Below are 1,697 nucleotides of genomic sequence, written 5' to 3'. Positions count from 1 at the left end.
ACCACCGACGCGTCACCGTCCACGTCGGCGACCATCGCCTCCAACACCGCCCGGTACATGCCACCGAGGCGCAGGACGTTGGGGTAGCTGACCTGGTGCGGCCGGGCCAGGATGTTGAGGACGCCGCCGAGTGTGGAGACGTGCAGGCCGAACTCGCCGCTGGCCTCGTAGATCGCGTCGTCGAAGTCGACCCGCTCGGTGTCGACCTGCTCGAAGTCGAGGTAGTTGAAGAGGATCTCGATCGGCCGGCGCCCGTCGCCGAGTCGCTGCACGGCCGGCAGCGGGTAGCGGCGGTGCGGCCACAGCTCCAGTTCCCCGGCGTACGTGCCCCGGATCAGCTCGCGCCAGGTCCGCGCGCCCGCGTCGTGCACGAACGGCAGCGTGTTCAGGTGCATCCCGTAGACCCGGTCGGCGCCGGTCACCTCGGGCCGGCCGTGGCTGACCAGCCCGCTGGTGAACACGGGCTCGGCGGTGAGCTGGCTCATCACCTTCAGGTGCGCGGCCAGCAGCACGCTCTTCAGCGACGTGTCGGTACGGCTGGCCAGCTCGCGCAGGTCGTCCATCAGGTCGTGCAGGGGGACGCGGGTGCCGCACTCGTACTCCGGGACCGACTCGTCCTCGCCCCAGCCGGCGGGCAGCTCGAAGACCGGCCGGGCGACGACGCCCTGCCAGTAGTCGCGGTCCTCGGCCGACGCCAGCGCCTCGATCTCGCCGGCCACGAAGTCGGCGTAGCGGACCGGGGGCGCCTCGAACGTGGCCGGCGCGCCGGTGTCGCGCAGGCTGCGGTAGTTGTCGAGGATCTCCATCAGCAGCGAGTGGTGGCTCCAGCCCTCGAGGATGCCGTGCGACATGGTCAGCACGAACCACCACGTGTGGTTGCGGCCGGCCGCCCCGGCGATGCGCATCTGCGGGACCTGGTCGGGGGTGAACGGCCGGGACCGCTCGGCGGCCAGGTACGCCCGCAGCCGGCTCTCGGCCTCCTCGTCCGTGCCGTCGCGCAGGTCGAGCAGCGTGACGTCGACGGGCACCTCGGCGTGCACGAGCTGCATCGGCACCGAGAAACCGGTCAGGTCGAACGACGTACGCAGGATCTCGTGCCGGTCCACGACGGTCCGCACGGCCCGGCGCAGCGCGTCGCCGTCGAAGGCGTGCTCGTCGCGGATCGGGAACGCCGACACGTTGTGGTAGGTGCGTCGCTCCGAGTCGGAGAGGGTGACCACCAGCATGGCGAGCTGCACCTGCGCGCACGGGTACGCGTCGGCGAGCCCGGCGGACAGGGCGGCCCGGTCGGCGTCGTCGAGCAGGCTGAACGGGGCGACCGCCCGGAAGGCGGGCGCCGCCTCGACGTCGTTCCCGCCGGCGAGGTGCCGCGCCAGGGCGGCGACGGTGCGGTGCACGAAGACGTCGCGCACCGAGACCGGGTGACCGGCGCCGCGCAGCGCGCCCACGAGCGCGATGGCGCTGATGGAGTGCCCGCCGAGGTCGAAGAAACTCTCCTGGGTGCTGACCTGCTCCACCTGGAGCACCCGGCTCCAGATCTCCGCCAACCGCTCCTCCAGCTCCGTCGCCGGGGCGACGTGCTGCCGGTGCGCCGGCACCGCGGCGTCCCAGAGGGCGGCCCGGTCTACCTTGCCGTTGGCGTTGAGCGGGATCGCCTCCACGGCGACGAACTCGGCCGGGATCATGTACTCCGGCAG

The 1,697-nt window shown here is 72.4% G+C and carries 1 protein-coding gene; it reads right to left on the bottom strand.

Going from position 1 to position 1,697, the window contains the following annotated elements:
* On the bottom strand, positions 1-1,697 hold a 1,697-nt coding region (locus ACFHW0_RS31590), incomplete at both ends, for a condensation domain-containing protein (protein ID WP_416613281.1).

The sequence above is a fragment of the Micromonospora sp. LOL_025 genome (assembly GCF_048060285.1).
GTDB lineage: Bacteria > Actinomycetota > Actinomycetes > Mycobacteriales > Micromonosporaceae > Micromonospora.
Note: the sequence above shows the minus strand (reverse complement) of the source record. Positions and strands in the feature narration are given on the sequence as shown.